Annotated in this window: 24 protein-coding genes and 1 pseudogene; 7 read left to right on the forward strand and 18 right to left on the reverse strand. The window is 49.6% G+C overall.

What is annotated here, in order from left to right:
• Positions 1–35 precede the first annotated feature (35 nt).
• On the forward strand, positions 36–770 hold the full coding sequence (locus QZT18_RS10310) for an IclR family transcriptional regulator (RefSeq protein WP_294147441.1): 735 nt from the start codon (positions 36–38) through the stop codon (positions 768–770).
• Between the two features lie 107 nt (positions 771–877).
• Here QZT18_RS10310 and QZT18_RS10315 read toward each other — a convergent pair whose 3' ends face one another.
• Both QZT18_RS10315 and QZT18_RS10320 read right to left on the reverse strand, forming a co-directional pair.
• Positions 878–1,819, reverse strand: coding sequence for a hydroxymethylglutaryl-CoA lyase (locus QZT18_RS10315; RefSeq protein WP_294147444.1), 942 nt, complete (start codon positions 1,817–1,819; stop codon positions 878–880).
• A gap of 131 nt (positions 1,820–1,950) precedes the next feature.
• The gene (locus QZT18_RS10320) at positions 1,951–3,234 is read right to left on the reverse strand and encodes a 2-hydroxycarboxylate transporter family protein (RefSeq protein WP_294147446.1); all 1,284 of its coding nucleotides are present in this window, start codon (positions 3,232–3,234) and stop codon (positions 1,951–1,953) included.
• 367 nt (positions 3,235–3,601) lie between these two features.
• Between QZT18_RS10320 and QZT18_RS10325 the strand changes: the two genes are divergently transcribed.
• The gene (locus tag QZT18_RS10325; RefSeq protein WP_294147447.1) at positions 3,602–4,030 is read left to right on the forward strand and encodes a MarR family winged helix-turn-helix transcriptional regulator; all 429 of its coding nucleotides are present in this window, start codon (positions 3,602–3,604) and stop codon (positions 4,028–4,030) included.
• Positions 4,023–5,381, forward strand: coding sequence for an MATE family efflux transporter (locus tag QZT18_RS10330; RefSeq protein ID WP_294147448.1), 1,359 nt, complete (start codon positions 4,023–4,025; stop codon positions 5,379–5,381). The genes QZT18_RS10325 and QZT18_RS10330 overlap by 8 nt, the downstream gene beginning before the upstream one ends.
• Positions 5,382–5,481: 100 nt before the next feature.
• Here the strand turns inward: QZT18_RS10330 and QZT18_RS10335 are convergent, their stop codons facing one another.
• The gene (locus tag QZT18_RS10335; RefSeq protein ID WP_294147450.1) at positions 5,482–6,819 is read right to left on the reverse strand and encodes a benzoate/H(+) symporter BenE family transporter; all 1,338 of its coding nucleotides are present in this window, start codon (positions 6,817–6,819) and stop codon (positions 5,482–5,484) included.
• A 489-nt stretch (positions 6,820–7,308) separates the two neighbouring features.
• On the opposite strand from QZT18_RS10335, the gene pruA reads away from it, so the two are divergent.
• Entirely contained in the window at positions 7,309–8,937 is a 1,629-nt protein-coding gene (gene pruA, locus QZT18_RS10340; protein WP_294147452.1) for an L-glutamate gamma-semialdehyde dehydrogenase, read from the forward strand.
• A gap of 73 nt (positions 8,938–9,010) precedes the next feature.
• Here the strand turns inward: pruA and QZT18_RS10345 are convergent, their stop codons facing one another.
• From QZT18_RS10345 to QZT18_RS10400, 12 genes and pseudogenes are all read right to left on the reverse strand, one after another.
• A complete protein-coding gene (locus tag QZT18_RS10345; protein ID WP_294147453.1) occupies positions 9,011–9,712 on the reverse strand; it encodes an AraC family transcriptional regulator in 702 nt (233 codons plus the stop codon).
• Between the two features lie 225 nt (positions 9,713–9,937).
• On the reverse strand, positions 9,938–12,022 hold the full coding sequence (locus QZT18_RS10350; protein ID WP_294147455.1) for a sodium-translocating pyrophosphatase: 2,085 nt from the start codon (positions 12,020–12,022) through the stop codon (positions 9,938–9,940).
• A gap of 269 nt (positions 12,023–12,291) precedes the next feature.
• Positions 12,292–12,795 (reverse strand): transcription elongation factor GreA, encoded by a 504-nt coding sequence (greA, locus tag QZT18_RS10355; RefSeq protein WP_294147457.1) that lies wholly within the window; start codon positions 12,793–12,795, stop codon positions 12,292–12,294.
• A 151-nt stretch (positions 12,796–12,946) separates the two neighbouring features.
• Positions 12,947–14,299: a phosphoglucosamine mutase gene (gene glmM, locus QZT18_RS10360; protein WP_294147460.1), complete on the reverse strand. Its 1,353-nt coding sequence runs from the start codon at positions 14,297–14,299 to the stop codon at positions 12,947–12,949.
• Between the two features lie 34 nt (positions 14,300–14,333).
• Entirely contained in the window at positions 14,334–15,191 is an 858-nt protein-coding gene (gene rfbD / locus QZT18_RS10365) for a dTDP-4-dehydrorhamnose reductase (RefSeq protein WP_294147463.1), read from the reverse strand.
• A gap of 19 nt (positions 15,192–15,210) precedes the next feature.
• Complete coding sequence (gene rfbB / locus QZT18_RS10370) at positions 15,211–16,233, reverse strand: dTDP-glucose 4,6-dehydratase (protein ID WP_294147465.1); 1,023 nt, start codon at positions 16,231–16,233, stop codon at positions 15,211–15,213.
• Positions 16,166–16,438 carry a hypothetical protein gene (locus QZT18_RS10375; RefSeq protein WP_294147467.1) on the reverse strand — a complete coding sequence of 91 codons (273 nt, stop codon included), beginning with the start codon at positions 16,436–16,438 and terminating at the stop codon, positions 16,166–16,168. The genes rfbB and QZT18_RS10375 overlap by 68 nt, the downstream gene beginning before the upstream one ends.
• A gap of 21 nt (positions 16,439–16,459) precedes the next feature.
• Positions 16,460–17,353 (reverse strand): glucose-1-phosphate thymidylyltransferase RfbA, encoded by an 894-nt coding sequence (rfbA, locus tag QZT18_RS10380; protein WP_125143955.1) that lies wholly within the window; start codon positions 17,351–17,353, stop codon positions 16,460–16,462.
• A 207-nt stretch (positions 17,354–17,560) separates the two neighbouring features.
• Entirely contained in the window at positions 17,561–18,454 is an 894-nt protein-coding gene (srtB, locus tag QZT18_RS10385; RefSeq protein WP_294147472.1) for a class B sortase, read from the reverse strand.
• A 41-nt stretch (positions 18,455–18,495) separates the two neighbouring features.
• Positions 18,496–18,696: pseudogene (locus QZT18_RS10390) on the reverse strand (hypothetical protein); the annotation flags it as partial.
• A complete protein-coding gene (locus QZT18_RS10395) occupies positions 18,697–18,957 on the reverse strand; it encodes a DUF2164 domain-containing protein (protein ID WP_294147474.1) in 261 nt (86 codons plus the stop codon).
• A gap of 18 nt (positions 18,958–18,975) precedes the next feature.
• A complete protein-coding gene (locus QZT18_RS10400) occupies positions 18,976–19,848 on the reverse strand; it encodes an AraC family transcriptional regulator (protein WP_294147475.1) in 873 nt (290 codons plus the stop codon).
• Positions 19,849–20,307: 459 nt separating this feature from the next.
• On the opposite strand from QZT18_RS10400, the gene QZT18_RS10405 reads away from it, so the two are divergent.
• From QZT18_RS10405 to QZT18_RS10415, 3 genes are read left to right on the forward strand one after another with little or no spacing between them, the layout of a single operon-like run.
• On the forward strand, positions 20,308–21,276 hold the full coding sequence (locus QZT18_RS10405; protein ID WP_294147476.1) for an alpha/beta hydrolase: 969 nt from the start codon (positions 20,308–20,310) through the stop codon (positions 21,274–21,276).
• Between the two features lie 20 nt (positions 21,277–21,296).
• Positions 21,297–21,779: a TRAP transporter small permease gene (locus tag QZT18_RS10410; RefSeq protein ID WP_294147478.1), complete on the forward strand. Its 483-nt coding sequence runs from the start codon at positions 21,297–21,299 to the stop codon at positions 21,777–21,779.
• Complete coding sequence (locus QZT18_RS10415) at positions 21,776–23,101, forward strand: TRAP transporter large permease subunit (protein ID WP_294147480.1); 1,326 nt, start codon at positions 21,776–21,778, stop codon at positions 23,099–23,101. Before QZT18_RS10410 ends, QZT18_RS10415 begins: the two co-directional genes overlap by 4 nt.
• 159 nt (positions 23,102–23,260) lie before the next feature.
• On the opposite strand, the gene QZT18_RS10420 is transcribed toward QZT18_RS10415, so the two are convergent.
• The 3 genes from QZT18_RS10420 to QZT18_RS10430 form a co-directional block, all read right to left on the reverse strand.
• A complete protein-coding gene (locus QZT18_RS10420; protein WP_294147482.1) occupies positions 23,261–24,391 on the reverse strand; it encodes a WG repeat-containing protein in 1,131 nt (376 codons plus the stop codon).
• 351 nt (positions 24,392–24,742) lie between these two features.
• Positions 24,743–25,321 carry a helix-turn-helix domain-containing protein gene (locus tag QZT18_RS10425; protein ID WP_294147484.1) on the reverse strand — a complete coding sequence of 193 codons (579 nt, stop codon included), beginning with the start codon at positions 25,319–25,321 and terminating at the stop codon, positions 24,743–24,745.
• Between the two features lie 83 nt (positions 25,322–25,404).
• Positions 25,405–26,139, reverse strand: a complete 735-nt coding sequence (locus QZT18_RS10430) for a bifunctional 2-polyprenyl-6-hydroxyphenol methylase/3-demethylubiquinol 3-O-methyltransferase UbiG (RefSeq protein ID WP_294147486.1) — start codon at positions 26,137–26,139, stop codon at positions 25,405–25,407.
• Positions 26,140–26,212: the final 73 nt, after the last annotated feature.

Raw genomic sequence — 26,212 nt, forward strand, 5'->3', positions numbered from 1 at the left:
AATAAAATCAATTATCACAGGGAGGGAATCAAGATATGACACAGGAGAATGGTGTACGCACCGTGGAACGGGCACTGGCTATTTTGGACTGTTTCACCGAAACGAATAATAATTTTACCCTGACCGAGCTTTCCAACGCCATCGGATTATCTCCCAGCACAACGCTCCGGCTGCTGACTACCCTGGAAAAAAAGCATTACATATTCAGGGATCCGTCCAATCTGCGCTTTTATCTCGGCTTCCGCCTCGCACAGCTCAGCAATATTTCCTTTGCCAATCTGGATGTGTGCCGCGTCGCAAAACCGCACCTTGAACAGCTTCACAAAAAGTATGATGAGAGTATGGGGATTTATATCCTGAATAACCGCAGCAGAATCTGCGTGGAACGGATTGAATGCACCCAGGCGCTCAGGAGCGTGGTGAATGTCGGACAGAGCCAGACTCTGACCAGAGGCGCTTCCGGCCGCATCCTGCTTTCCTATATGCCGCAGGAAGAGATTGAGGAACTGCTCGCCGAAGATCCGGCCGCCAGCCCCGACGATCTGAAGAAAGTCCGCGAATACGGCTATGCCGTCAGCCACGGCGAAAGACAGGCGGGAATTGTCTCCATAGCGGCTCCGGTCTTCAATGCCGCGGGCAATGTCGCCGCCGCCCTTTTTGTCAGCGGCCCCGATGTCCGTTTCGATCAGTATCTTACCAACCAGCTTATCACGGAGGTGGTAAATACCGCTAAGAAAGTCTCCTTTGAGATGGGGTACGGCGAAGTATAAGACCGGACAGATAAAGACGGCCGTTGTCTTCCTGCCGGGGTGCATCGCACCTGCGGCTCCGAAGATAACGGCCGTCTTTATTTTTCTGTCTTTATGCTTTGATTTCTTTACTTTCTTTTTAGCTGCCCGGTCGGCAGTTCCCGTATTAAATCTTTTGATTTCCCGGCTCTCAGCAGGTAGCTGTCCGTCGGATGTCCAAGCAGGCCGCTGATCTTCCGGCCCGTTTCCATCGCCCGATCCAGATCTATTCCCGTCTCCACCCCAATCTCATCGCACAGGTGTATCACATCCTCCGTCGCCACGTTCCCGGCCGCGCCCGGAACAAAGGGACAGCCGCCCACACCGGCAAAGGAGGAATCAAATCTCGTAAACCCCGCCTCCATGCCCGCCATGATATTGGCAATTCCCAGTCCCCGCGTATTATGAAAATGAAGCCACCACTTCACCTGAGGGAAATCGCGTTTCACCCTGGTGCTGATCTCGTATACCTGGGTGGGATACGCCATGCCCGAGGCATCCGACAGTGATATCTCGTCTATCCCAACCGCCAGATATGCCTCCACAATCTCTTTCACCTCTTCATATGGGATCTCCCTGTCCCATGGGGAACCAAAGGCCATGGAAACAGAACCCGAGATTCCCATTCCGTATTCCGCCGCTCTGCTTACGCACTCCGCAAATTTCGCCACGCTTTCCTGCGGCGTGCAGTTCAAATTGGCCAGATTGTGGGAACGGCTTGCCGATACATTCAGCTTAACCTTACGGCAGCCACACGCAGCGGCTCGCTCCACTCCCTTTACATTTGCAATCAGCGCCCTGTATTCCACGCCCTCCCGCCGTTCAATCAAACGGAACACTTCATCCGTATCCTCCATCTGCGGCACCGCCCTGGGACTTACAAAGGAACCTGCCTCTATTACCCTGAACCCTGCCGCCGCCATATCATTAATTAATTCCGCCTTCTGCCTTGCCGTCAGCAGTACCGTCTCATTCTGAAGTCCATCTCTCGGACCGACCTCGCAGAGAGTTATACGATTCACCAGCTTCATTATTATTCATTCTCCCGTTTTCTTATCACTTGTTATGAGTTATTTTGTTTTCCATTATATAAAAGTCATTTTCATACAATGAAAGTATAACTCGATTTGAATCGGGATGCAAGTTATTTTTTATCATCTCATCACTTCAACATCTGTACCAGCACTCCTCCAAGGGTCAGCATCAGCGCTCCGCATGACCGGGTCACAATCTGCGCAAAGGGGAGCAGTTCCATCCGCTTCGCACTGCTCAAAACAGCCACGTTGCCCGAGCCGCCCATGTTGGTCGTGCACATACCGGCGGCAATGGCGGACTCCAGAGGATAAAATCCCATTTTTTTACCGACAAATGTGGCGGTCAGCGTGATCGCCGCGACAACCAGCACCACCGTCAGAAGGTAGAATGGAGTGATCGTGCTGAGAATGGTCTTCAAATCGATCAGCGTGGCTCCGATTCCGGTCAGGGCTGCCGCCGTCCAGCTATGAATGGCAAACTGCCCCCACTCCCTGGCCGCATCCTCCAACTGCTCCGACATGATTCCGGTTCCCTTCACCAGAACTACCGCGATAATCATCCAGGCATAGGTCGGGATAATGGGAATATACCGATGGAACAATGCCCCCAGCTCATAAAACGCCAGAGAAATAATGAGGCCCGTGCACAGCAGGGCGAAGGTGGGTTTCATAGGCGGGCGGGGCGCTACCTCATGCCCGTCGTTGACAAGGCGTCCGTTTCCCGTCAGGTGCGGTTTCCGCTCTCCCAGGTTGTTGGCCAGGGCGCCGAACACGATGGCCACACAGTTGCCCAGCACGGTGGCCGGGGCGATACGGGTCAGTATCCCTCCCGCATCCATTCCGAGCACGGACGAGTACATCTCCGACAGGGGAACCGCCCCTGCCGTCATTCCTCCGCTTGTCATTGGGATGCCGATAAAAAGGATTCCCTCCATAAAGCTGTTTCCCATAAAAAGCCCGAGAAGTCCGGACAGGCTCACTCCCACTGCCAGCGCAATCACTGCGGTCGGGAGCAGCTTTACGGTTGCCCTGATCAGAAGATCCCGGTCAATATTGAACAGACTGCCGGTGATCAGTGCTGCAATATAAAACACCAGGAATCCCTCCTGGTTCACAAAGTTATCTATAATTGTATGCGTCTCCTCCGGTATCAGCCCCGCCGACTGAATCACGGCCGCGCCCAGTATGCAGATAACGGAACCCCCGAGATAAGTCCTGACTACAGGCACCGAATTGCCGATTGCGTTCAGCCCCTCTCCCAGCACCATTAAAAATATCAGGCCTCCCACCAGGCCTTTCGGCAGGCAGCCTGCATACATACAGACCGTGACCAGCGCAAATATCGCCAGATAAAGCGGAAGCGGAAAACCGGCTATTTTTACCCACGCCTTTTTACCCGTATCTCTTTCCATATCCATCACTCCTTTAATGTCTTCTCTGCTCTAATCTTTTAATCATAGCATAGCAAATCCGGAATTTCTATATTAATTGTAATTTCCATGTTAATAGTAACTGCTTTTGAATTGTATTGAAAAAAAATATCAAAACCTATTGATTTTTTCTCTCATACCCCATATAATAGTTGAGGTTAACAACGGTTATATTATGCAACATACTAATTATCATTATTTCGTATGTATATGATTTATTACTATTTTATTGCAGTTCGGCCCGGATTTATTTCATGTTACTGCGCACGGAGTGAACGGTAACTACTTTACATCACTGCTGCTCAATCCCCGGCTAAACTGTATCTTTTTGTTTTCCCGGGAGGTTTTTATGCAAATCAATATTGGTATTATACGCCGATGTGAGCAGAGCTTTTTGAGGGACCGGCTGCGCACCTGCAGGCTGAAGCCTGTGGACAGCGTTGTCCTGCTGGCCTTAAGCCGCCACGGACAGTGCAACCAGGACACCCTCTGCAGTATCGTCAATATCGACAAGGGCAGGATGGCAAGGGTGATGGAACGCCTGGAAGAACGCAGCCTGATACGCCGTCTGGTTAACCCTGACAACAAACGTGAAAAACTGATTGAAATGACGGAAGAAGGAGAAAAGATGCTGGAAGTCATCAACTCCTTTTCCAGAGAGTGGAATGAACGCTGTTTTGCAGGATTTACGGAAAATGAGAAGCAGGAGTATCAGAGTTATCTGGAACGGATTGCCAGAAATGCTCTTGCGGGAAAGGAGAATTTAGAAAATGATTAAAAATCTGACGGAAGGAAAACCGCTGAAACTGCTGTTTTTCTTTTCTCTTCCTATGCTGATGGGAAATCTGTTTCAACAGTTATACAACATGGTGGACTCCATCGTTGTCGGCAATTTTGTCGGAGCCGACGCTCTGGCCGCCGTCGGGGCATCGTTCCCGGTTGTTTTTCTGGCTGTTGCCCTGGCTTCCGGACTGTCTATGGGATGTAACGTCGTTATTTCCCAGCTCTTTGGAGCCGGACGGGTACGCGAGATGAAAACCACAATATCCACCGCATTAATCGGCCAGTTTGTCCTGAGCGCCGCCATCACCGTAATCGGTGAGATTGTCTCCCCTGGAATTTTAAGACTCTTAAAAACACCGGATAACATTATGGCAGACTCTCTGATATATCTGCGTATTTATCTTGGAGGCGCCATTTTCCTCTTTATTTACAATACGTTAAACGGTATTTATAATGCCCTGGGAGACAGTAAGACACCGCTTTATTTCCTGATGCTGTCGACCCTGACCAATATCGTACTGGATCTTTTATTTGTAATCAAGTTCCATATGGGCGTCGCCGGCGTGGCCTGGGCCACCCTGATTGCCCAGGGAGTCTGTGCCGGTCTGTCGTTAGTCGTCATCATGGCGCGCCTTAAAAACCTGGAGGACGAACCGGGGCACGAGGATGAGGGTAAACGGCCGCTGTTCCATTTCTCCGCCGTGGAGCGGATTGCCAGGATCGGCGTTCCGTCCATGATTCAGCAGTCCATCGTATCCATCAGCATGCTGATGATGCAGGGTCTGGTAAACTCCTACGGCTCCGTCTTTATTGCCGGTTATACGGCCGCGACCAAGATCGACAGCCTTGCAATGATGCCCAACATGAACTTTTCAAACGCCATGTCCAGCTACACGGCCCAGAACATCGGCGCCGGGAAAATCGAGCGTGTCAAAGAAGGTTACAAGGCCAACATGTTCATGGTTGTCGTGTTCAGCGCCATTATTACACTGATTATCTTCCTGTTCGGCCCGAATCTGTTAAATATGTTTATGGATTCCAATGCCAATGTCGAAGCAATCAACTATGGTATGGATTATATGCATGTAGTATCCTCGTTCTACATATTAATGGGAATCATGTTCTCAAGCAGCGGTCTTTTAAGGGGCGCGGGCGATATGAAAATCTTCATGGCCAGCTCCCTGGGCAACCTTTTCTCCCGTGTACTCCTGGCTTATATCCTGGCCAGCCGGATCGGACCGGGAGCAATCTGGTGGTCTATCCCGATTGGATGGCTTGTCGGTTCCGCTATCTCCTTTACAAGGTATAAAACAGGCGGATGGGCAAAAAAAGTTCTTGTGAAATAATATAAAATAACCGTACAGCCGGAATTCCTTTAAATAAATGGAATTCCGGCTGTATTTTTCAGAACAAAACAGGGGGTATGGGGGAATCTTTTATCTCTTTTTACGACGGTGACGCCGAGTAAACTCTCGCCTTCTCCGCATGCTGTTTATTTTCTTTTTCTTTCTCTTCTTCCGCTCTTATCAGTTCGGTAAATTCATCCTTCTCCAGGAACAGAGCAACTATAACTCCTACAAGCAGCCCCCAGAATACAGGTCCGATGTTAAAGAACGATTTGTTGGCGAGGCAGACTACAAAAGTGAAAAAACATGAGACCGGCATTTTCCCGGTTCCAAAGCCCACCTGGAACGCCTCCATCATAACTCTTAAGAGGGCCAGCGCAGCAATCGGCGTAATCAGGCTGCTGGGGAGCAGCAGAATAAACGGCACCATAACTCCGGCAAACAGTCCGGCAAATAAGGTGATCACGTTGCAGACAAAGGCGGCTGTATAGCGTGTTTCAAGCGGTCCCACTTCGGGAGCGGAACAGATACCGGTCGTCGGCCCTGCGATGTTGGCATTATGGCCTCCGAGAAGTCCGGCTATCACACCGCCGAAACCACTGCCCACCGTCATAACGGTGACAGGAACATCGGGATAACCACGGCTCTTCAGCAGACCGATTGCCTGAGCGTTTTCAACTCCGATTACCAGAAGCGTGGTGGGTATTACAACAGAAGGAATCGTGCTTAAGTTAAATGCTACCGCGCCAAACTGCGGAATAACGAGGCCGTAACTCTGAGTAGTCGGGGACGTCTCAAGTACACCTGTGGCGACTGCCAAAATCATAGTAACACAGAAAGTAATGAGTACCGGAGGCAGTTTCACAATCTCTTTATATTTTGTACAAACCAGGAATGTAATAATTGTGGCAAAAATAATGAGAGGCATTTCACTGACATATGATACGGTATTCGTGCAGTAGCGGACCAGCGCGCCGGCCAGCATGGCCATTACCATCGGCATCGGCAGGAATTTCATTACTGTCTTTATAAGTCCGGTAGCTCCCAGAACAAAGACCAGGATACCCGACATAATAAAAGCGCCCCGCATTTCCGGCAGACTGTACAACTGGAATCCAAGGGATGCCACCGTCACGGCTGGCATTGACCATGCGCCGACAATCGGCATTTTGTATTTCAACTGCAAATAAAAACCGAGGAGTGAACCAAACACGAATGTAGAAAATACCCATGATATGGTCTCCTCCGATGTCAGTCCTGCTTCCGTGCCGCCGTTAACAATCATAACAACACAGGTTAAGAAAAAAATTGCCCCTAATATTCCGTTTGAAACGGCGCCGAGAGTAATGTATTTGGGAATGCGCCGCAAACCTTCGAGTACACTGCGGTTTGCCAGAAATTCATAGTCAATACTGGAATTCTTGTTGTTATACGACATATTTCTCCTCCTATTCACTGAAGCATCTGTTTCGCCTTGAATCCTCCTGACGTCACCGCAGGCATCCAGGCAGTTTCCATTATGAAATTGGGGTAGCGTGTCACGAAACCTTAGTGTTGTGCAAGTTCCGCATTTTTACATACAACAAGAGTATCAAAAAACCGACGGCATCACTTTTCTTTATCACAGCTAAAATTTGTCTCAAATTCTGGTACGGAGATAAAATGAAAAAAACGGGATCCTCCCCCTGCTAACCTGTTAAGTTCATACAGAATCCCATTATATGGAAGTCACGGCGCAGCCAAATTTCATACCCGAGATTCAGACAATAAAAAGATGCTAAAATGCAAAGTCCGGTTATTTTATTTCCTGTATGATTTTAACAAGCAAGTCGTTCCGCTGGGGTAGCGGCACGTTTTACCCCTGCAGTCCTGCAGGAAAAGCTGAAAATTCTATTAAGAGAAGGTAAATGAAGGAGGACTATCAATTATGACAAACGCATATTTCACAATTGCACGGCCTAAAAATGATCCATTTCTCGGGTATCTTCCGGGAAGCAAAGAAAGAAAACTTCTCAAGGCAGAGCTCGACAAACAGGCATCCGGGGTGGTGAAAATCCCCCTGATTATTAACGGAAAAGAAGTGTATACCGATAAGACGGTTAAAGTGACCATTCCTCACGATCATCAGCATGTGATTGCCGAATGCTGTATGGCGGGTGAAAAAGAATTAAATATGGCCATTGACGCTTCCCTGGAGGCGAAAGAAGCCTGGGAAAATATGCCGTGGGAACACCGTTCGGCCATCTTTCTTAAGGCTGCGGATATGATCACCGGCTCCTACCGTCCTGTGCTGAATGCATCCACCATGCTCGGCCAGTCGAAAACCGTATTCCAGGCAGAAATTGATATTGCGGAAATGGCCGATTTTCTTCGTTTCGGCGTGTGGAGCGCCCAGGAGATTTTCAAAGATCAGCCGGCCAGCAGCGATGGAATCTGGAACCGCCAGGACTACCGCCCCTTAGACGGTTTCGTCTGCGCAATCACGCCGTTCAACTTTACTTCGATTGCAGGAAATCTTCCGACGGCTCCGGCCATAGCCGGCAATGTGGCCTTATGGAAGCCAAGCACGACTGCTGTTTTATCTAATTACTACTACATGAAACTTCTTATGTGGTGCGGCCTGCCCGCCGGCGTTATCAATTTTGTCCCCTGCTCGGGCAGCGATATGTCCGAATATGTTGTCAGCCACCCAAAAATGGCTGGCTTTCATTTCACCGGTTCCACGCGGGTATTCCAGACCGTCTGGAGAAATGTAGGGCAGAACATTGCAAATTACAGCAACTATCCCCGTCTTGTCGGTGAAACCGGCGGAAAAGATTTTATCTTCGCGCATAATACGGCCGATATTGAACCGCTGTCAGCGGCCATTGTCCGCGGCTCCTTCGAGTATCAGGGGCAGAAGTGTTCCGCCTGCTCCCGTGCCTATATTCCCGCCAGCATCTGGCCATCCGTGAAGGAACGCCTGACGGAGGAGATCGCCGCCCTCAAGGTAGGGGATGTCCGGGAATTTGATACCTTTATGGCCGCTGTAATTGATAAAGCATCCTTTGAGACATGCAGAGGCTTTATTGACCGCGCTTCGGCCTCCCCCGACTGTGACTTTGTGGCCGGAGGAACCTACGACGACAGCAAGGGCTGGTTCATACAGCCAACCGTCATCCTCTGTAAAGATCCGCTCTATGAGTCTATGGTAACGGAGATCTTTGGTCCGATTGTCTCGGTCTATGTATATGACGACGATAAACTTGACGAAACTTTAAAGCTTTGTGACACGTCCTCCCCCTATGCATTGACGGGCGCCGTCTTTGCCCAGGATCGTGAGGCAATTGTTAAAATGGAGAATGCGCTTCGCCATGCTTCCGGCAATTTCTACATTAACGACAAGTGCACCGGAGCCGTAGTCGGCCAGCAGCCGTTCGGCGGCGCAAGAGCGTCCGGCACTAACGACAAGGCTGGTACTACGCTTAATATGATGCGCTGGATCAGTTCCCATACCGTAAAAGAAAGCTTCTGCCCATCATCGGATATTACATACCCATATATGAGCGAAAAATAAAAGACCCTCAATCCTTTTATTCATAAAAACCGCCACAGTCCTTCTTCTCCATCAGAGGGACTGTGGCGGCGGTTTATGTAAGATTATTCCGGTAAAATGCAGGAGAACAATTCTCTTGTTCTTTAAATGCCTTAGTGAATGAGGCATTATTGGCATATCCCACCTGAACTGCAATATCAATGATACGGTATTGAGTGGTTGCCAGAAGTTCCTTTGCTTTTTCAATGCGCAGATTACGGACATACTGGTTGGGCGTACAGCCCATTTTCTTATGAAACCACTCGGTAAAGTAAGTAATATTGTAATTCTCCAGGCGGGCCAGCTCCGCCACGGTAATTTTTTCGCCGAAATGCTCATGGATATATACCAGGGATTTATAATTATGGTGCTCTATCAGCTTCTCATACAGATAAAAATAGAGATAGCGCAGCCTGTCGCTTTCGGGATTCTGCCGTACTTCGGATTTGATAAGTTCCACCAGCGGTACAAGCAGCTCGGTAACCTTGACGCAGACACACTGCGACAGCATTGCCAGATCACTTTCTTTAATCATGGGGGCGGGTATGTTCATGATAATCACCTCGTCCGTTTTGAAACAGTGATGAAATTTATCCGGGGGAACAAAGGCCAGGTGCTGGTTTGTAACCGAATGATTGATGCCGTCCAACTGCAGTGTAAGACTGTCCCTTAAGGGCAGCAGAATATGGGCATAGGAATGGGCATGTCCTTCTCCGGTGTGCGGAATTTCACATATGTTGCAATCCAGTTTTGCCATACATCGCCTCCTGCTTTATAACTTTACCTCGAATTCACGGTACCTTGCTAAATCAGTTTTACATGTTTTAGGCAAAATGTCAAGTTTATTTTATCGTCCTACCAGAGGCAGAAAATGCCGCCCTGCCACTGGAATTTAGCGGCGGAACGGCATTTCACGGTATCAATAACCCGTCGGTTATACACGCAGGTTATAAAATCTTATTCTGTTTCTTTACAATTTTCATTACAGAAGGTGGAATGAAACAACTACTCCTGCAAATACAATCGAAACCATCGTGGTCAGCTTAATCAGGATGTTGATGGCAGGACCTGAGGTATCTTTGAACGGGTCACCTACGGTATCGCCCACGACCGCTGCTTTGTGGCAGTCGCTTCCCTTGCCGCCGTGAGCTCCGCTCTCGATGTATTTCTTTGCATTATCCCAGGCTCCGCCCGAGTTAGCCATCATAATGGCAAGTACGAAACCTGTAACGGTATTTCCTGCAAGGAGTCCGGCCACGCCGTTTACTCCGAGGATAAGACCGACTCCGACAGGTACGATAACGGCGATCAGCGCCGGTGCAATCATCAGGCTCTGCGCTGATTTTGTACACATGTCTACGCAGGCTGCATAGTCGGGCTGCTCTTTCCCTTCCATCAGTCCAGGGATTGCCTTGAACTGGCGGCGTACTTCCACTACGATGGACTGCGCTGCCTTACCTACGGCATCCATGGTAAGGGCTGCGAACAGGAACGGCAGCATACCGCCGATAAAAAGACCAATCAGTACAGGCGGGTTGATGATAGTCAGATCCATCTCGAAGTCGGGTGCAATCTGATGTACTTTATCAATATAGGATGCGATCAGAGCAAGAGCCGTTAAGGCTGCGGAACCGATGGCAAAACCTTTACCGGTTGCCGCAGTCGTGTTGCCCAGGGAGTCAAGGGCATCCGTACGCTCCCTTACTTCGTGAGGCATATGGGTCATCTCGGCAATACCGCCCGCATTATCGGCGATTGGGCCGTAAGCATCGGTTGCCAGTGTGATTCCCAGTGTGGACAGCATACCTACTGCGGAAACGCCTACTCCGTAAAGTCCCAGGTTGAAATCGGAAGCTCCGCCTGCGCAGAAATAGCTGACAAGCACGGAGATGCCTACGATGACAACAGGAGCCACTGTGGAAAGCATTCCAAGAGAGAGTCCGCTGATAATAACGGTTGCGGAACCTGTCTCACTGGAACCGGCCAGATCCTGTGTCGGTTTGTAAGTGTCGGATGTATAATACTCTGTCAGCGCGCCAATCAGGACACCGGCAACAAGTCCGGAAATGATGGCCGCGTATACGCCCATATTGTTCGGAAGCAGCACCTTCACTGCCACGAAAGAAGCGATAATGATTAAAACGGCGCTGATATTCGTACCTTTTCTCAGAGCCTGCAGAAGGTTCTTCTGGGATGCATCCTCTTTGGTGCTTACAAAGAAGGTGCCGATGATGGAGAAGATAACTCCCAGTGAAGCTAAGAGCATTGGAACCGCAACGCCCTTCACACCCAGTCCGGCCGCAACAGCCAGGGCGAATGTGGATAAAATGGAACCTACATAGGATTCGTAAAGATCGGCGCCCATACCGGCAACATCGCCTACGTTGTCACCTACGTTATCTGCGATAACAGCCGGGTTACGCGGATCATCCTCCGGGATTCCCGCCTCAACCTTACCAACCAGGTCGGCGCCGACGTCGGCCGCTTTTGTAAAGATACCGCCGCCTACACGGGCAAACAGCGCCATACTGGAGGCGCCCATACCGAATGTCAGCATGTTGGCGGTTACCTGGGCAATACGCTCCGCCTCAGGCAGTGAACCGAATACCAGGTTCAAAATCGTGTACCAGATGGTGATATCGAGAAGTCCAAGACCTACAACCGTAAATCCCATAACGGAACCGGCGGAAAAGGCCACCTTCAGTCCTCTGTTCAGGCTGTGGGACGCTCCCTCTGCCGTACGGCAGTTCGCCATCGTGGCGGTGCGCATTCCGATGAATCCGGATAATCCCGAGAAAAATCCGCCGGTCAGGAATGCAAACGGCGTAAAGAAGCTGAGTAAACCGCTGAACGCCAAACCTAATAATATTACAAACATAACTGCAAAGAAAATACCGATACCCTTATACTGTCTCTTCAGATAAGCATTGGCACCTTCACGCACAGCAGTGGAAATCCGAATCATCTCGGAGTTTCCTTCCGGCTGTTTTTTCACTTTGGCAAACATCGATGCTGCGAACAAGAGCGCTGCCAGTGAACCAACCGCTACAAAATACATAGCATACATAATCTTTCCTCCCCTTGTCTTGGTATAAATTCATACCTTTTCATCCATTATATTGGTAGAATCCGGCAATTTCAATAACGCTTTACAGATACTTTACAAATTAATATTAAAATCCGCGTTACGCTTTATTTCTTTCGGAATTTTCTTTATATTTTAAAAAATCATAAATTAATATTGTCAAATCCTTGTCAATTTATTATGAGTTCTCATAAATCAAAGCCGCCAATCTCGTTTTCAGAGCCTTTTAAATGGAGGAAGGGATGCCTGAACTAAAAACTTCTGATTCGGTCGGCGTCGTCCTCGCCGGTCTTCTCTATCTTCTTTATCGTGACGGTATACCCGGCCTTTTCACTGATCCGGACATTCACGCTGTCCCCTTCCCTGCGGCCCTTAACGGCTTTTCCCAGGGGGGACTCGATGCTGATCAGGCCCTTCAGGGAATTCCCCCTGATGCTCGTCACAAGGCGGTAAACCTCCTCCTCGTCGTCATCCTCAAAGTAGAGGGTGACCGTATCGTTTAGGCCCACCTCGCCGGGCCTGGACTCGTCCGATACCACCCTTGCATTCTTAAGCATATTTTCCAGATAACGGATGCGGCTCTCGTTCCGGTTCTTGTCCTTTTTGGCTGCATAATATTCAAAATTTTCACTGAGATCGCCCTGTGCCCTGGCCTCTTTTACGGCCTCGATCGCCTCTTTCCTGACCACCAGTTTTCTGTGATCTATCTCTTCCTGAATTTTTTTAATATCACTTTCCGTAAGTTGTTCCCGCATATCCATCACCTTTCCCCGAAAAAGCTATGCGGCTGTCTGCAGAGGCAGACAGCCGTATGATTGATTGATAAAGGCAGCCTGTGCAAAGCATGCAGGCTGCCGCCGGCGGTCCGTGCCGCCTGCCTGATTCTATTCCCGGTTTGAACCGGCTTTACAGGAGATGTCCCTTCTCCTTCATAACCGCAATTACCTGATCCACGTATTTTTCGCAGATTTCGTCGGTCTGGGCTTCCACCATAACGCGGATCACCGGCTCGGTTCCGCTCTGGCGCAGCAGGATGCGTCCCGTATCCCCGAGAGCTTCCGCCACTTTCTCCACCTCTGCCTGGACATCGGCGTCATCCTGGGCCTCCGCTTTACTCTTAACCTTCACATTCTTAAGGACCTGAGGATAAATCTGAATCTCCGACGCCAGCTTGCCAAGCGTCTGTTTTTTCTCCAGTATTACTTCCATCACCTTAAGGGATGTAAGGATACCGTCGCCTGTCGTGGCATTCTTACTGAAAATAATGTGGCCGGACTGCTCACCGCCGAGGCAGTGGCCGTTCTGGGCCATATTCTCGTATACATACTTGTCGCCCACGGCCGTCTTCTCATAGCTGATTCCTTCTCTTTCAAAGGCTTTATAGAGGCCGAAGTTAGACATAACCGTCGTTACAACCGTGTTGTTGACCAGGGTTCCCTGTTCCTTCATGTATTTGCCGCAGACGTACAGGATCTTGTCACCGTCCACCACTTCACCGTTCTCGTCCACGGCCAGGCAGCGGTCGGCGTCGCCGTCATAGGCAAAGCCCACATCCAGCTTATTGTCTTTCACAAACTTCTGGAGCTGCCCGATATGGGTAGAACCGCAGTTGGTATTAATATTGGTTCCGTCCGGATCATTGCTGATCACATGTGTCTCCGCGCCGAGTGCATCGAATACATTCTTGGCAATGGAAAAGGCGCTTCCGTTGGCGCAGTCCAGTCCGACCCTCATGTTCTTGAACGAACGTGTTGCAATGGAAATCAGATATCCGATATAACGGTTTCTGCCCGCCGCAAAGTCAATGGTGCGTCCGATGGAATCTCTCTTGGCAAGCGGAATTTCCCCGATTTTACCGTCCAGATATTCCTCGATCCTGTCAATCACTTCTTCTTCCAGTTTCTCTCCGCGCTCATTGATTACCTTGATTCCGTTGTCATAATATGGATTATGGCTGGCGGAAATCATGATGCCGCAGTTAAATTCTTCCGTCCGGACCACATAAGAAACACTGGGCGTGGTCGTCACGTGGAGCAGATAAACATCGGCTCCCGAGGCCGTAAGGCCTGCAACAAGAGAGTATTCAAACATGTAGCTGCTTCTTCTCGTGTCTTTTCCAATCACAACGCGGCAACGGCTGTCGGCTGCCTTCTGTCCGTAATACCAGCCCAGAAAACGTCCTACTTTAAACGCATCTTCTACTGTCAGATTCACATTTGCCTCCCCGCGGAAGCCGTCGGTGCCAAAATATTTTCCCATCTGTGGATGTCCTCCTTGATTTGTCCCTTTATTGTCACAGAATTTCCTTCAGATACCGTTCCAGGGCATCCTGCCATGACGGCAGCCGTTCAAAGCCGTTCTGTTCCAGCTTATCCTTGCTGATACGGCTGTTCATCGGCCTCTTGGCCTGGTTCGGAAAACACCTGGTGTATTCTTTCGTATCCACAGGCGTCACTCTGACGTCCTCCATGCCGGCCTTTTTAAAGATCTCCACAGCAAATTCATACCAGCTGCAAAGCCCTTCGTTGGTGGCATGGTAACGGCCGTATTTGTCAGTCTCTATCATATCCACTAAAAGCCTTGCCAGGTCATAGGTGTAGGTCGGCGAACCAATCTGATCATCCACGACCGAAACAGCCCCGTTCTCTTTGCCGAGCCGCAGCATGGTTTTAATAAAGTTCTTTCCGTTGACGCCGAACACCCAGGCGATACGGACGGTAAAATACTTATCCAGAAGCTCCTCGATAGCCAGTTCACCCTCGTACTTGGACTGGCCGTATGCGTTCAGAGGCTCTCTTTCATCATCCGGCTCCCAGGGCCGTTCGCCCATCCCGTTAAACACGTAGTCCGTGCTGATGTACATCATCTTTATATCCAAATCGCGGCAGACCACGGCAATATTGCGCGTTCCCTCTGCGTTGACCTTTCTGCAGACTTCCATGTTCTGTTCCGCTGCATCTACTGCAGTATATGCAGCGCAATGGATAACGGCATCTGGTCCCACTTCCGTAATTACGCGGCGGCAGGCGGCGGCGTCCGTGATATCCATCTCGTCCACGTCCACTCCGATTCCTTCAATCCCGCGTTTTGCCAGTTCGTTCATGACATCGTAACCCAACTGGCCTTTGACTCCCGTCACTAAAACTTTCATCGCATTATCTCCCGGCTTCTTATAATCTGTCTCCATACATCTTATCGAAGTACTGGCTGTACTCACCGCTGATGATATGTTTCCACCAGTCCTCGTTTGCCAGATACCATTCGATTGTCTGCTTAATTCCCGTATCAAAGTTGTACTTCGGTTTCCAGCCAAGCTCCGTCTCCATCTTAGTCGGATCAATGGCATAGCGCAGGTCATGGCCCGGACGGTCCTTGACATAGCGGATTAAGCTCTCCGGCTTGTCAAGCGCCTTCAAAATCGTCTTAACCACTTCCAGGTTGGTCCTCTCATTATGGCCGCCGATATTGTAAACCTCGCCCACACGGCCCTTGTGGATAATCAGGTCAATGGCCTCACAGTGGTCGGAAACGTGGAGCCAGTCGCGCACGTTGGCGCCGTCTCCGTATACCGGCAGTTCTTCATCGGCAAGGGCGCGGCTGATCATAAGCGGAATCAGTTTCTCCGGGAAATGATACGGGCCGTAGTTGTTGGAACATCTGGACACCGTCACAGGCATTCCGTATGTCCTGTTATAGGCAAGCACAAAGAGATCCGCGCTGGCCTTGGAGGAAGAATACGGGCTTGATGTGTGAAGCGGCGTTTCCTCCGTAAAGAAGAGCTCCGGGCGGTCAAGAGGCAGATCCCCGTAAACCTCATCCGTGGATACCTGATGGTAGCGCTCTATTCCATATTCACGGCATGCGTCCAGAAGTGTCGTTGTGCCGATGACATTGGTTCTGACAAAGGCCTCCGGATCGGTGATGGAACGGTCCACATGACTCTCCGCCGCAAAGTTGACCACCATATCCGGCTTTTCTTTCTCAAATAAATCAAAGACAAACTTCCTGTCGGCGATGTCGCCCTTTACAAATTTATAATTCGGTTTATTCTCTACCGGTTTGAGCGTTTCCAGATTTCCCGCATAGGTGAGCAGATCCAGGTTGATGATCTGATAATCGGGATATTTATTTACCATATGGTGTACAAAGTTGCCGCCGATGAATCCGGCGCCTCCTGTTACAATGATTTTCATAGTGTATTCTCCTCAAATTTATTTTCAGGCCGCCATGTATGTTATTGGCATTCATGCTGCTGCCATGCACGTTACCGTCATGCATGTTTTTGTCATGCATTTTTTCGTCCTGCATGTTTTCGCCCTTCATGTTTTCGTCCTGCATGTTTTCGTCCTGCATGTTTTCGCCCTGCATGTTTTCGCCCTGCATGTTTTCGCCCTGCATGTTTTCGCCCTGCCGTACGTTCTATCTGTCCTGAAGCTTGTCTACATATTTGCCGTCCAGAACATCTTTTAAGTACTTGCCGTACTGGTTTTTCTTGTAAACCTCATATGCGGCCATAACCTCATCCCGGCTGATCCAGCCGTTTAAGTATGCAATCTCCTCCAGGCAGGCAATCTTCCTGTGCTGGTGTGTCTCCACCGTCTTCACGAAGTTGGTGGCCTCCACAAGAGACTCATGGGTTCCCGTATCCAGCCAGGTAAATCCCTGGCCCATCAGGATGACATCGAGATCGCCGTTTTCCAGGTAGATGCGGTTCAAATCGGTAATCTCCAGCTCGCCTCTGGCGGACGGCTTTAAGTTCTTCGCATACTCCACGACGCGGTTGTCGTAGAAATAGAGGCCTGTCACACAGTAATTGGACTTCGGTTTCTCGGGTTTCTCCTCGATCGATATGGCTTTGCCCGTCTCATCGAACTCCACAATACCAAAACGCTCCGGATCATCGACATAATATCCGAAAACAGTGGCCCCATTCTCCTTGGAGGATGCGGCGCGCAGGCGCTTTCTGAGTCCCTGGCCCTGGAAAATGTTATCTCCCAGAATCATGGCGACAGAATCACCTCCGATAAATTCTTCTCCTATAATAAAGGCCTGGGCCAGCCCGTCGGGACTCGGCTGTACCGCATAACTTAAATTGATGCCAAACTGATGGCCGTCGCCGAACAGCTCTTCAAACCTCGGCGTATCATCCGGTGTGGAAATAATCAGAATATCACGGATTCCAGCGTTCATCAGAACTGAAAGCGGGTAATAAATCATCGGTTTGTCATAGATAGGCAATAACTGTTTGGAAGTTACTTTTGTAAGCGGATACAGGCGTGTTCCTGAACCGCCTGCCAGAACGATACCTTTCATTGTCTTCTCCTCGTACTTTTTATTTTCTGCTTATGTATCCATCCCGGAGCAGGGCGTCTTGCGGCGCGCCTCTCTGAAAATGGGCAGATCTCGGCACTATAGGTAATATAGCACAAAGGAAATGGGCTTGTAAACGGATAACATTTACAAAAAACTTAATATTTACCGCTGTTTTTCTCCGCCTGCGGCTTTTTGTCCCTTTTTCCTTTATTCCGACCCTTCGTTTTCCCGGATCGCGTAAAGAATGGTACGGGCGTCATTGAACTCATAGCTGCATGTGACAAAGGAATACAGACCCCCGATATCTCCTTCCGGCAGTTCGCGGAAGCTGCAGTTTTTCGTCATCTCATCCACATAGGCGTCAAATGACTCCCGGGCAGCGAACTGTGTCCTTCTCTTCTCTCCGTCTGCGTCGCCGTACACGGCCGCTATTGTTCTCAGGTGAAGCTCCGCCTCCGGCGTATAGAGAATCACCTCCCGGTTCTTCTTAAAAAATGCTTCCTCCTTGAATTTCACAAGCTGGGCGAACATCGTCTGGTTTTTCATGTGATGCCCGTAAAGAATCGAGTGCAGCCCCATAAGATCGGCATCGCTGTCCATATCCAGGAAAACAGCTCCGGATGCGCTGGTCTTTCCCTCGAAATCACGTTTCAGATACGTCTCATTGTCCCCTGTCTGCACGACCGGATAACTGATGTCCGTCCCGGGTATCTCCACCCAGGCGACAACATCGGGATTCACCGCCCTGAGGCTTTCAAAATCCACGGGAGAATGATAGCGTTCCGTCTCCCGGGGCGCTGTCTCCTCCTCCGTCTCCCCAATGCTCTCCGCCGTGGTTTCCGCCCGGGTCTGCTGCGTTTCCTGAAGCGCCAGCCTCCGGATTTCCTCTTCCCTGCTTCTCTGCCGGATTCCCTCCATGATATGCCCCGCAATCAATACGGCGCAGACGGTGATGAGAATCAGAAGAAACGTGTCCATGATTTTCCAGGGGCGTCTTTTATGATGTGCATTCTTTTTGTCCGGGCCGGGCCGCTCTTCGTTTTTGTCCGGCCTCTTTCCGTCTCTGTTTTTACTGCTTTTATCTCTTTGATTTTCCTCCATCCGGGCGCCTCACCTCCATTCCCGGGCTTAATCCTGTTCCCCTATTGATCTGATTTTTCTGTATTCGCCGACATGCGTACCATTTTCTCGGGAATTCTTATATGAGCCGCTGTCTCCGCAGCCGTCATGCCGCTGTCGAGGAATCTTTTGCAGACAAATTTCATATTTTCTCCCACTTTTATTATATGGCCGTCGGGATCAAAAAAGCGGACCACGCGTTGTCGCCATCGATGCTCGAATACTCAGATATTCTTATATAAGCCGTAATAATCCGACTCCATGTTCTCACTCACCTGCTTATGCCAGCGGAAGGCGTCGTCCAGCGCCTTATTGTAAATAACCGGCCCCAGTGTTTCGAGGAAAAAGTCCATGATCTGCTGTTCCTCTATAATTCCAATTTCTTCTCCCCTTACATCCAGATAGAATGCCTTTATCTCCTCTGTAATTTTCTTTTTTTCCGCATCTGTCAGTGACAGAATCTGAACCGGTTTTCTTTTTCCCAAAGTATTTCTCCTTCCAAATTATTCTTCCGCCTTCTCCTCCAGCGGAATCTGTCCGTTCCTCTCCCTGTATTCGCTGGGCGTACAGCCGATTCGTTTTGTAAACATGTTGGTAAAATGGGTCGGGTTATCATAACCGACGCGTTCCGAGATCTCCGTTATGGTCAGATCCGATTTCAGCAGATACTCTGTTGCATAGGTAATCCTGCAGTGAATCAGGTAATTAATCGGAGACATATGATAGGCCTGGGCAAAGATCCGGCTCAGGTGTGAAGGGCTGATATTAAAATGGCTGGACAGCGATTCCAGCGTAATCTTCTGTTCTCTGTTGTCCTGGATGTAATTCAGAATATCGCTCAGGGAATATTTTGACGCAATCCTCAGCGTCATGGTTTCATTGGTGAACAGAATCCGGGTAAGCTCCAGAAGCCCCAGGCAGATTGACTGGAATGCTCCGTCCGCAATACCGCCGTTGGCATGATGGATATTAAAAAGCAATTGCAATGTACTCTGAATATAGGGAAGACAGTTAAGACCCGATGTAACCGCCAGCCCCAGGCTGCGAAAGAACGTCTGGAATTCCCCCTCCTCCGGCGTATCCTTAAACCGCAGCGTATAATACTGCATGCCGGTATCGTCATCCGCCGTGAAACGGTGGGCAATGTCGGGCGGTATGATAATAACGGAGCCGTTTTTTACGGGAAAAGACTGATTGTCAATCACGAGATGACCGCATCCGCTGGTAATAAACGCGATCTCGTAAACATCTTTATGGTCATGCCACGGGTATGTCCAAAGCGGCAGGTTATCAATATAGCACATATGGGTAATCTCTACAAACGGCTGCTGCCGGTAGGGGTTATCCTTTTCTGATTTATAGTCGTAAATCCACATGTGAGCCCTCCTTCCCACTTCACCAATTATAACAAGAAGAAATTTTTTTTACAATAAAATTGGGTACCCTGCCGGCGGAAATAGAAAAATAATGTTACTGTTCACTCAGGATGTATTTACGCGAGGTATTTTCACATGTTTTTCGTGAAAATCCCGGGGCCTGCGGCGCGAGATTGCGTTCTTTGCCATTTCTGTGCATCGCGAAGCTTGTTATTGTTCACAGCACATTGCGGTGTGAACAATAACAAAATAATTCACGAAATGAGAAGATAATTTGGTTAATACTCTCAAAACCGGTTTTTACCCCCATAAATCCGTATACAAAATGATAAGTTTCTTACACAAGATAGTAAGATCCTTTGTAGAATAATTCCAATTTCAACTATATAATGTGATCAGTTAAAAAAGATGGCTTTCAGAAGGGAAAAGAAGTTCCCATCCTGAAGGAAAGGAGAAAAAATGTATTCTGTAACAAAGGAGGATGTGCTGCGCACGATTCCCGGAAGCGAGACAATCCCCAGGAGCACCGATTTAAGCGGGTTTTCCCGTTCCTATACAAACCTGCCTTATTCCTGCGGCTCTGCCGCCCAGAAACTCAACATCGTACTTCCGAATGAGGGGGAAGGGCCTTACCCGGTGATTGTTTTTATCCATGGAGGCGGGTGGCTGACCGGTGACAAAAACCATGTACAGACCCAGCAAATCTACCGGCTTCTATATGCCGGGTACGCCGTATGCTGCATCAATTACAGACTCTCGGACGAAGCCAAATGGCCTCTCCCCCTGCATGACTGCAAGGCTGCCGTCCGGTTTCTGCGGGCCAACGCCGCAAAGTACAATCTGGATACGGAACGGATTGGAGTCGCGGGCAATTCTGCCGGAGGGCATCTGGCCGCCATGATGGGAACAACAAACGGAGATGCCCAATATGAAGATTTGACTATGGGCTGCGCAGACTTTTCCAGCAGTGTCCAGGCCGTGTTTGTCTGGTTCGGCGCTTACGATTTCACAAGCTGGGCTGAGGACTGCATAAACACTTATCCGGACCGCAGTTTTGATTATGAATCCGGAGCCGAGGCCTTCATGTTCGGCCATTCGCTGAAAGAGCATCCGGAACGTCTTAAGGATGCCAGCCCCATCTGTCATCTGGACAGCCGGACAGCGCCGTTTTATGTGGAACACGGTACGGGAGATCATGTAATTCCTTACTGCCAGTGTGAAAAGTTTTATCAGAAGTATACCGAACTTCTGGGGGACAGCCATATTTCCATCCGGCTTTTCGAGGGTGCGGAGCACTCGGATCCGGCTTTTAAGACAGATGAAAATGTGTTTGAATTTGTAAAGTTTTTTGATCAATATGTGAGACAGATTCCCGAACGCGGGTATTTTCTGCTCGGTACGCTGGGGGACTGCGAAACAACGATGTAGAATGGAAGGAGACGAGGGTTATGGAACAAAAGAAGGATTTCTTGGACGAACTGGCTCAGAATCTGATGCTGATTATGATTGTCATCGCATCGGTCTGCACCCTGCTTAGCGTGGTGTTTCAGTTTATCTCGGAAGATATCAAGACATTATTTATGCAGTTTTCTTATTACGCTTACGGCTGGATGGTATTTCTGGCTTTGGGGCCTGCGGTGAAAAGAGCCGCCTTTATGCGGATCGACATGGTGGTCGGCCTGTATCCGGAGGGTATTAAAAACTTTCTGAAGATCTTCTGCGACGCCGTCCTGTTTATCATGATGATTTTAATGTGCTGGTTCAGCATTCAGAATCTGCTGAATGCCGTTTCCACCGGAGCAGTCAACGCTAAAACACCTGTAATTCCCCTGGCGCTGGCTTATGCCGCCCCGGTTGTGGGCTATGCCCTGGGAACGGTCGCGTATATCATGCGGTTTGCCCAGGCAAAGAAAGGAGGCGCTGAATCATGACAGCTATTTTTCTGATACTCTTCTTCTGTGGATTAATCTTCGTAGGAATGCCCATAGCCGGATGCATCCTGGTATCGGCCGCCAGCATTCCGCTGTTCATGGGCGCGGCCTCGCCTCTTATGTGGACGCAGGTAGCCGGTGAGGCAATTAACGGCGCAGTCGCCAATAACGTCGGGCTGACCATTGTACTTTTCATGGTGGCCGGTGAATTTATGGCCAGAGGAAAACTGACCGATAAAATCTTCGATACTTTTTCCTATTTCTTTGGAAAGAAAAAAGGATTTATGCCCATTATCTCCATAGCAACCTGTATGTTTTACGGCGCCATCTCGGGCTCCGGCCCCGCCACAACCGCGGCTGTCGGCGCAATGTGCTACCCGATGCTGGTCGGCATGGGCTATGATAAATTCTTCAGCGCCAGCATTCTGGTGTCGGCCGGCTGCCTCGGAATGGTCATTCCTCCCAGCGTGCCGCTGACCGGAGCCGCCGGACTGGCCGGAGGGCTGGAACTGGTTCCCCTGTACCAGATCGCTGCCGTCGGCGGTGTCTGCGCAGGTCTCCTGCTGATTGGCTATGCCTATCTGCACTGCTGCCTGAAAAACGACGGGGATCAGATAAAAATCAGCGCCGCCGTTGATAAGCTCCACGAGCAGAGCTTTGGTTCCCTCTTTAAGGACAGTATCTGGGCGCTTTTGACTCCGGTCCTGATTCTGGGCACCATCTTCAGCGGCATTGCCGACACGGCCCAGGCCGCGGTTCTGAGTCTGGCTTATTCGATGATAGTGGCAATTTTTGTATACCATACAATCCGGGTGGAGGATGTCGTTCCGATTCTAAAGAAATGCGTGATGAACGCCGCTCCTCTCTGCTTCCTGATTGCTCTGTCCAACGTATTTTCAGCGGCCATGAGGGCGCTGGACATCCCGGCCAGCCTGGCGGGCGCCCTGATAAGCTCCGGCGTTTCCAGCACGCTCCTGATTCTTCTGATTCTGGTATGCATGCTGATCCTGGGCGCGTTCATGGACTGCGGCGCCGCAATGACAATCCTGGTCCCTCTGTTTGCACCGGTCATTATCAGCTTCGGTATGGATCCCTATACGGCCATCGTTGCAATTATCATGTGCCAGGCAGTCGGTCTCTGCAGCCCGCTCTGCGGCCTGTGCATCTTCGTCATGTGTCCGATTGTGGGCTGCACCATCGGTCAGTTGGGCAAATACGTCATCAAGCTGAGCGCCCTGATTGTGTTTGTCTCCGTGGTGATGGTACTGATGCCGTCTCTGTTCTCATGGGCTACTTCAGGAGCATTTATCCCGGCTCTGTGATGAAGTTTTACTCCCGGATCTGTTAAATACTCCCAATCAGGGAAACTCATTATGCCTCTCTTAAGCCGGAACTTAAGGGAGGCATATCTGTAATGATAAAAGGGAGCGCTGCCTTTTTAAATCAGTGGCTCAGGATTCAATCAGCGGAGCCGGACTCAATCAGTGGAGCCGGATCGTCTCGATTACCTGATTGTCTGCCGCGCTGACATCCATAAAATCTACCGTTCCATCCTCCCTCACCTCTGAAAACCGCCTGGACCCACAGTAATAAGTACTGGGAGCGTCTGGATCCGGAGCGGGATTCGCATATTTTTCCGACGGCTCTACCGCATAATTTCCATGAATGTCAATGATCCCCCACTGTCCGCCGTCCACATCAAACATGGAAATGGTGCCGCCGTCCTCTGTAAAGGGACGGAGGCTGCCCCCCGCCAGGACAGAGGCGTAACCGTTCGAAAAATCGCTGACATACCCATATTCGCAGGGGATTGCAATGTCCCCGGACTGATCCATAAATCCCATAAGGCCCGTATTCATGTCCCGGACCGCCATCAGGCCGTCGCAGTAACACTTTCCATTTTCCAGATAGCGGTAACCTTCCCGCAGTCTCGTGAGTTTGAAATCCTCATCATAGAATGCGACTGTATATTTCTGGTCATCTGCGATCATATAGCCGTCCGGAACCTTTGTGACAATCTGATGAGTGGCGCCCTTATCGTAGCTGAGCACAGGGTGATACAGGTCATCAGGCTCCGACACATGCACCGTCCCGTCATACTCAAAAATCAGGTAATCTCCGGCCGAGTAGAGAAGATTGTCCCATCTGCGCACCCCCAGCTTCTTCCCTCCGTCCAGCCTTTCGAAACTGCGGGACTGGGAATTGTAATCAATGCTCTCACAGCCATTCCCGTCCTTCACGGCCATCCCCGAGGTCAAGGCGCTGGCCCAATTGTATCTCCCCTCCACAAGATCCGGAACTTTCTCGTATGATTTTCCGTCCTTTTCAAAAAATTTGTCGGAAGAGAGAGCCTCATCGGTATATACATCCTCCGGGAACCCCTGACTGCCAGTATCCTGTGCATGTTCCCCGGCAGCAACTGGATCCGAATTATAATCTGCATTTTCTCCTGTACCCTGAACCACTGTCTGCTCGGCACTCCGGGATGCCGCCGGTTCTGTACTCTGTGCCGCTGCCGGTTCTAATGAGGGCCGTGCCATCTCCGGTTTCCCACATCCATATAAAACTGCCGCTGTTCCTGCAATGAGCAGAATATAATACCCGCCGTGCATAATCTCCTCCTTATTTCAATCTATTCTCTATTTTTATTTCACACGGTTACACGTTATTTCAATCCAGTGTTCCGCTTTCTCTGATTATCTCATATGTGATTCTAAAAACCAATTAAGTTTTTATTACTGTTTCTACTTTATTTTTTCGTTCTCCGGCATGATAAGATAAAAGGTGTAAAGATATTCTCTTCACACCTTTCCTTACATCCTTTTTATTTCACATTATCTATTCAAATAGCTTACTTTTTCCAAGCAACTTCCATTTATATAAAGATAACCCTTCAAATCATGATACTATAATCTGAAGGGCACTTTATTCATTCTAAATTCACAAATTAATTATCTGACAATTCATTGCACCCATACTCCATCCCGGCTGCATCCAAAATAGAATTTACCGCCGCGCATCCGCGGCATTCTCACCTCACCGCTCTGTTCCGGGTAAAGGCGCACCAGGTGAATGCTGTTGTAGTTCACATATGCTATAAAGCTCAAATAATGTTCCTTTGTCATTTCGTGCTCAAATGTGATATAGGATTCGTCGTCGATTTCCTCCACATGGAGCCTGTGTATTCCGTCTGCTTTCTGCGGCGTCTGGGGCGCCAGCTTCCTTCCGCAGCAGGAAATCTCCGCTTCCCCTGTGGCTGTCAGTATATTGCCGCAGTCGGGGCAGATGTAAAATTTAATCCGTTTCATATTTCCTCCGTCTTCACTGTTAGGGTCAAGCTGCCCCGTCAGTATCTTCTCAATGTTTACCCCCAGGGCCGCAGAAAGTTCTCCAAGCAGCGAAACGTCGGGGCATCCCATGCCGCGTTCCCATTTGGAAACGGCCTTGTCGCTTACCTGAATCATCTCTGCAAGCTGTTTCTGCGTATATCCTTTTTCCTTCCGCAAAGACGATATGAGCGTTCCCACTTTATGATAGTCCACTTCTTTCTACCTCCTGTAAGTCTGTACAAATTCAGTATAAACAAGAACGGCGGATTATTCAATCAACGCTCCGTAGAGTTCTATCACCGTTTTACCGCACTGACAATCAGCATCATCGGGCGGCGCATCTCATCCCTCATGCCCGGAACCGTATCGATCATATGGGTGGGCGGCTGCGGCTCCACAATATTTTTAATTTCAAATCCGTTTGTGAGCAGGCCGTTCAGATAAGTCGTCAGAGTTTTATGGTACTTTACAACATCCTCACCCAGGAAATTAGCGGTTCTCTTTCCCTCATAATAATAATTATCCACCGGGAAATGGAGAATCTCCCCTTTATCATCATAATACCAGTCCTGTGTCCCGTAAGCGGTAAAAACAGGATGCTCCACCGAGAACACAAAACTTCCGCCCGGCTTTAAAAAGGTCTGTACCTTCTTTGCCACGGCATCAAACGATTCAATATAATGAAACGCCAGGGAACTCAGCGCGATATCAAAACTCTCTGCCGGAAAATCCATGTCTTCCATGGCCACGCACTGATATTCCACCTGAGAGTATTTCGTTTTCTCCCCGGCAACCTCCAGCATCTTTCTGGAAATATCAATCCCCACGGCCGAATCAGCCCCCTGCTCCATGGCGTAAATGCAGTGCCATCCGTATCCGCATCCAAGATCCAGCATGCGTTTTCCTTGGAAATCGGGAAGCAGCTCTTTTAAAGTCTCCCATTCGCCGGCTGCGGCCAGTCCTCCTTTGGAGCGGTCCATCTGGCTGTATTTCTCGAAAAATATGTCATTGTCGTATTTATTCTCTTTCATGGTTGTTTTCCTTTCTATATGGGGATTTAATTGAGGAATGAGAACGCCGCCGGGACGGTCGGGGTTCGGGATG

Origin of the sequence: uncultured Clostridium sp., from assembly GCF_900547735.1 — a bacterium.
GTDB lineage: Bacteria > Bacillota > Clostridia > Lachnospirales > Lachnospiraceae > Otoolea.